Origin of the sequence: Fulvivirga kasyanovii (assembly GCF_009711405.1) — a bacterium.
GTDB lineage: Bacteria > Bacteroidota > Bacteroidia > Cytophagales > Cyclobacteriaceae > Fulvivirga > Fulvivirga kasyanovii.
Window position 1 is genome coordinate 1 of record NZ_SMLW01000356.1, and the last position, 6,853, is coordinate 6,853.

The following is a 6,853-nucleotide window of genomic DNA, read 5'->3' on the forward strand; positions in this document are numbered from 1 at the left end:
TCTAACTAAAAAAACCAACAAAATGAAAAGATTGGCTTTAATGATCACATGTGGCGTGTGCTATGTTTGCGCATGCCTGTCAGTTTATGCCCAGGATACTGTGGCGGTAAGTTTAAGTATTGACGACGGGAGCAAAATTCGGCCCACAAATGTGCGGGTTCAGTTTGAGGTTGAAGGGAAAGCTCAAATTGATTATTTAAAAATCAACAGTGCAGGTAAGTATGCTGCTACTAAACTCGGCTATGATGAAAATGCTGTTTTTAAAGAAGTTGCAGACTTGAAAGCAGGAGGCTTTCAGTTTTTGAAAATGACTTTGAAGGATCTCGGGTCAACCAATTGGAACCAAATGATGCTCAGCCTGAATGAAGAGTACCCCAACCGTAAGGTTATTATTGGCAACTACATTGCAGGTGCGGAGGACCTGGGAGATGGCTGGTTCAGGATTACGATACCCCTTAAGGACCTGCAACCGGTGGCGCCTATCAGCCACATGGTATTTCCACATGCTTTCAACGCCAACATGGCCGTAAGGGATATCACCTTTACAGGAGATAAAGAACCTCTGCAATGGTTTGGCAGCGAAAAATTTGACAATGCCCGAAAAGATAACCAGCCAGCTCAAAGTGAACTGATATTCAGGAACGACGGTATGATAGTTGATGAAATGAAACTGCGGGTGCTTAACACCGGTAATGAGTTTGTCCAGTTGTCAATGCCATATAAGCCTTTCCATCCGGGAGTTTTACAAGGAGAGAATAAATTTGTAGCCGTTGTTTTAGACAAATCAGGAAATACCTATTCTTCTGATACCTTATCATTTCAGGTGCCCGCCGGATTATCATATAAAGTAACCCCTGTCAGTTGCAATGGCGAAAGTGACGGTAGTATAGATCTAACCATAAACGGAGGTACGCCTCCTTACACTTTTGCATGGACTAACGGAGCTACCACCGAGGATATAACAGGTCTTTCCGCCAGCCTTTATACAGTAGAGGTTATAGATTCGCTTGGAAAGACATCAACAGCCACCATAGAGGTACAACAGTCAAATGATATAAGTGCAGACATGTCGAGTGACCATTGCTATGAGGATCGTGCTTTTTTAAATGTTTACGGCGGTAATGCTCCTTATCAGTATAGTGTTGATGGAGCTCCGTTTGAAAGTCTCGGAACTGTTGACGAAGAAGATGTATGGCAGTTAAGTGCCAGTAATGCAACCGATAGAGAGGGGTATTTTTCGCGAAGAACTGCGCTTAAAGTAGATCAGGGTGACAATGTATATTTGGCAGGTGAGCATGACGGACTAATAGAGTTCGGCAGTGGTTCTGTTGGAAGTTTGGGCAGAAGAGGTAATTTTTTAGTCAAGGTTAATGCTGAGGGTACTTTCTCATGGGGAATTTATTCAGAAGATAATGAGCCTCATGAATATTATCGGAGCAGGACAGCAGACATGACCGTAGATGATGATGGCAATAGTACATTAATTATAGAAGTAAAAAGAAACTACATTATTCTGGAGCCAGCAGGTATTAACTTACCCAAAGGTGCCTATCTAATTCATTTTGATACACATGGGAATTTGCAGTGGATAAAGGAATACGAAGCATCATTAAGCAATGTAAGAGTAGATGCGACAGGTAATATTTATGTCATTGGCCGGCAACTTTATACTACGAATACCGGAAATGGTCTTTCAGACCTGTTTATAAGTAAATATAACCAATTTGGTGAGTTGCTGTGGAAGAAAGAAATATCAGGAATGGGTGGGGAAACTAACGAATATATGTTCATTGATAAGGCAGGTGATATTTACTTAACCGGAAGTTTTTCAGTAGAGATCAATTTTGGTGGTTTGAAATTACAAAGCCAGGGAGGTAAGGATGCTTATGTTGCCAAACTTAATAGTGAAGGGGAACCATTATGGGCTAAAGCAGGCGGATGTTCTAATAACGATGATGCAGGATATACTGTTATGGAAGATGGTAATGGTAACGTATTTGTAACCATTACTTTTAATGGTAGCGATGGTAAGTTTGGAGATTTGTATGGTTTTGAGTCGGAGCAGGTACTTTTTATGATGGATGCACAAGATGGTAGTATCCTTTGGGGAAGGCCTTACGCTCATGCTGGTTTCCTGAATCCGGAAGAAACCTTTGATCTGGTTTTTATCGATAACAGCATATATATGACTACTGAGGCATTTACTTTGATTTTCCGGGAAGGAGAGAATTTCAAGCCGGGTGTTTATGATGATATCTTCTTGTTAGAATTTGATTATTCAGGAAATTTACATTCGCTAAGAGGACTGGGCAGTTTTGAATACGATTACCATAATGATGAACGTATAGCTATAACACGTGATAATCACTTGGTAGTTAGTAATTCGAAAGGAGGATTTGCCATTATAAAGCATGGACCTCCCATGAGGCAATCCATTCCTATTTCTCCGGAGAATCAATATATTACAGTTAGTGATGTCAATGGCTGCTCTTTCATTCTCAATGATCTCACCTTTAAAAATTTACCACCGGCTCCACCTACTATCTGCTATATAACATCGGGTAATAATGGCAACAAACTATTCTTTACCTCCAGGGAACATGAAGAACCAGTAGTTGCTTACAATATTCATAGAGAGACCTTCGCTACTGGTGAGTACGAAATGATCGGTTCGGCAGAGGAATCTGAATTTTTAGATTCAACATCAAATACAACGGAACGCAGCTACCAATACGTGGTAACGGCCATTGATGGTTGTGGAAATGAGTCGGACTTCAGCAATCCCCACCGTACCATGCACCTTACGGTAAATGAAGGTAACCTGGGGCAGATCAACCTTATTTGGGATGGTTATGAAGGCTTTGCCTACAACAGCTTTAAGATCTATCGCGGTTCATCACCTGCCGATATGGAGCTACTGACCAGCGTGCCTGATTATCTCTATACATATACGGATCTGGACCCTTCTCCATTCACACTGTACTATCAGATAAGGGTCGAAAATGACGGCAGTTGCTCCGCAGGTCAGTCATTAAATATGGCAGGTCGACTTGCAGAGGAAGGCACTGCCATGGAAGTGGCTTCAAATGTAGCAGCCAACTTTAAAGAAGCAGGTAACCTGACGTTTTACCCCAATCCCGCAGAGGACAGGGTTCAGGTGAAATTCAGCCCGGATGGGGATGAATACCAACTCAAAATGATTGATGCAGGGGGCAGAATAGTAAGGCAGATTGAAGGCATTTTTGATCATGCTACTATTGAAAGGGGCAACTTACCTTCGGGCATTTATAATGTTTTTATCTCCAAAACCTCCGGTAAGCCCATGTATGGGAGAATCGCCTTTGAGTAATGCTGGTATGCATAGTCCGGCATGTGCACCAGAAGCAAATGCCGGGTTATCGTCCCTTGCCCAACAAACATATAGACCAATCTGAAAATGTAATATTTACCAAAAACCAACACGATTATGAAAAAGTTAGCTTTAATTATCAGGAGCGGCATACTATGTCTTACTGCTCTCCAGTATGCTCATGCACAAACGGTGAGCATAGGCTATGATGATCATGGGGAGATTGTCCCCAATAGTGTTTCTCTTAACGCTTCATTCGACGGCAGTGCTCAGCTGGATTATTTACGCATAGGTAGTCCGGATGAATTTTCGTGGATATTATTAGGCTACGACGAGCATAAGGTTTACACAACCATATTTAATATTTATGACCTGGAGGTTCAGTTTTTAGAGCTAACCTTGAAAGATTTAAATGGTGATGTCAATTGGGATAATGTAAAAGTGAGTCTTCTCGATCAGTATAATGAGCAGTTCACACCTCTTGGCAATTATCTGGAGTCTGCGGAATATCTGGATGATGGCTGGATAAAATTTAAGATCCCTGTCGATGAGCTTAATCGTCACGGAGAGGTTCAATATATTCTTTTGCCATGGAGCTTTGGAGTCAATATAGGACTCAAAAAAGCGGTATTCACAGGTGCTCAGGCGCCATTTGTCTGGTTTGGGCCAGATAAATTTGACAATGCTATCAAAGAGAACCGGGAAGGTCAGAGTGAGCTGATCTTTTCCAATAATAGTGATCTGATCATTGATGAAGTTAGCGTATTTGTGGATACTTACGAGGAGGCTATTACGAGAACTTCAATGCCATTCTTCTCTGCATGGGAAATATCTCTATTGCCGGGGGATAATAATATTAGCACCAGGATAACGACTACTAATGGAGAAGTATATTATTCTGATACCGTGGAGGTGCATAAAGGTGAAGGTATTTCTTATGCTATTACCGATGTAAGTTGCTATGGCGGTAGTGATGGAGCTATAAGTGTTACAATAAATTCGGGAGAATCACCATTTGAATATAGTTGGAGTAATGGAAATACAGGAAGTGATGTTACCGGGCTGTCAGCGGGTGTCTATATTTTAACCATAACTGATGCAAGGGGAAAAACCGCCAAGGCGTCTATATGGATTGAAGAACCAAGTGAACTGGGGATAAGCACTTCGCGTGTGGGGTGTTCCGGAGATAGTATACTTTTAGATATTTCTGGAGGGAGTGCACCCTATCAATATAGCATTGATGGTGGAGCCATGCAACCACTAGGTGATACCAAAGGATTTGGTCAAGCGCTCGCCAGTATGCAGGAAACCGATCCTACTAATCATCATGATTTTGATCGTATTGAGGGTTTGGGGTTGGACAAAGAAGATAATATTTACTCGGCTGGTAATTATCATGGTAAATTTTCCATAAATACACCGGATGGTGAGATCATACTGGGGAAAGATGATAATAAGGGCGGCTATTATGTGAGTTTGGACCATCGGGGTAATTACCGGTGGGGGGTACATACCGAATCAGTAACACCTTCAACCTCATGGAGGGATGCTACTTTCGGGGATATTGCAGTTGATGAAGAGGGCAATAATACTTTCCTGCTTCGAGCGATCAATCCGTTGAGACTATTACCTTTTGGAAACCAGCTCAACAAAGGATACTATATGGTTCAATTAAGTCCGAACGGACAGTTGAATTGGATAAAGAGACTAGGTTTTGAATCTATTCGTGTAGAGTCAGACCTGTATGGGCATTTGTATCTGGTAGGAAAAAAAGATGCATCTGTTCCTGGTAATGGTGGTTCAGACATGGTGCTTATCAAATATACTGCGAATGGAGATGTCATCTGGGAGAAAGAATTTGCAGGAAGAAAATTGGAATGGTGTTATGATCTTTTTATAGACAGAGGAGGTGACATTTATATTACCGGCTGGTTTTCGGGAGATATATCTTTTAACTCCATAAAATTACAGTCTAAAGGATTTTCTGATACGTACATAGCTAAATTGTCGTCGAGTGGTGATGTAGTATGGATACAAACTATAAGTGGTGATAATCATACCAGTGCAGGATATCAGTTAGCCACAGACGAACGGGGTAATTTATTTGTAGGAGTAAGAGTAAAGGGTTTTGGTTATATCGATGGAGAAGTGATCCATAATAATCAGTCTTTATTGCGGCTGAACAGCGCTGACGGTTCACTCATTTGGGTGCGACCATTTTTTTTAAACGAATTTCTGGATACGTCAGGAATTTATGAGGTGCTGTGTCATGATGATAAAGTGTACCTTACAGCCCAGGGATTTGTAGGTATAATGCAACCCGGTGATCTGGTAGAGGGTATCAATAATAATTCATTCCTCGAATTTGACTACGATGGTAACATTACTTTTGCGAAGGAGATAGCATACGCTGGATATGAAGATTATAAAAGCACACCTATAGTACTTCAGAGTAACGGTCAGATTTTAGTTCCTGGTTATGATAGGTCCAGAATTAGTTTATCCAAATACGGTCCCTCCGATGTGAAAACGATATTTGTAGAGGAGGCGGACTACTTAAGTATAACTGATGCCAATAGCTGTATGGATGCTACAGAAGACCTCGATATTGGGGATATCAAACCTGAGGCTCCTTCAATTTGCACCATATCCTCTATGGATGAGGGCAATTTAATCAATATCTCTTTAAATGGAGCAGTTGACTACAATATCTATAAGGAAACTACAGCAACGGGTCAGTTTGAATTTATTGGGTCGACTAGAAGCGGCGAATTCTTCGATGATTCCTCCCATAATTGGGAGCGGAGCTTCAAATATGTGGTGACCGCTGTAGATGAGTGTATGAACGAGTCTGACTACAGTGACTTTCATCGTACAATGCACCTAACGGTAAATGAAGGCAACCTGGGGCAAATCAATCTTATTTGGGATGGCTATGAAGGCTTTGATTACAACAGCTTTAAGATATACCGGGGATCATCACCGACAGATATGGAGCTTTTGACAAGTGTACCCGCGTATCTCTTTACCTATACCGACCTTGATCCTTCTGTATTTACACAATATTATCAGATCAGGATTGAAAATAATGATAGTTGTTCGATAAACTCTGCATCTTTTTCCGGAGGACGACTTGCAGAAGAGAATACCGCAAGAGAAGTGGGTTCCAACCTTGCAGCAAATTTTGGAGAAGTAGGAAATCTGACTTTTTATCCAAACCCGTCTCACGACCGTGTTAATGTTAGGTTTAGTCCTGACGGTGATGAGTATGAGCTGAAGGTAATTGATGCCGCTGGCCGCGTGGTTAGGGATATCGAAGGGATATTTGATCGGGCCGTGATCAAGAAAGGCGAATTACCCGCGGGTATCTATAATGTGGTACTGAGTAAGAGTTCGGGAAAGCGGTTACATGGAAGGGTAGTGTTTAGGTGATTGGCTTCGGTCAACGGAACAGTAATCAGTAAACGAGTAAATAGTAATCGGCAAACAGTGAAAATGAAATCG

2 protein-coding genes are annotated in these 6,853 nt (G+C 41.6%); both read left to right on the top strand.

Translation table 11 applies throughout. The features are described from left to right. Nucleotides 1–22: 22 nt before the first annotated feature. Nucleotides 23–3,349 (top strand): T9SS type A sorting domain-containing protein, encoded by a 3,327-nt coding sequence (locus E1163_RS03750; RefSeq protein ID WP_155169590.1) that lies wholly within the window; start codon nt 23–25, stop codon nt 3,347–3,349. 117 nt (nt 3,350–3,466) lie between these two features. After that, complete coding sequence (locus E1163_RS03755) at nt 3,467–6,781, top strand: T9SS type A sorting domain-containing protein (protein WP_155169591.1); 3,315 nt, start codon at nt 3,467–3,469, stop codon at nt 6,779–6,781. Nucleotides 6,782–6,853: the final 72 nt, after the last annotated feature.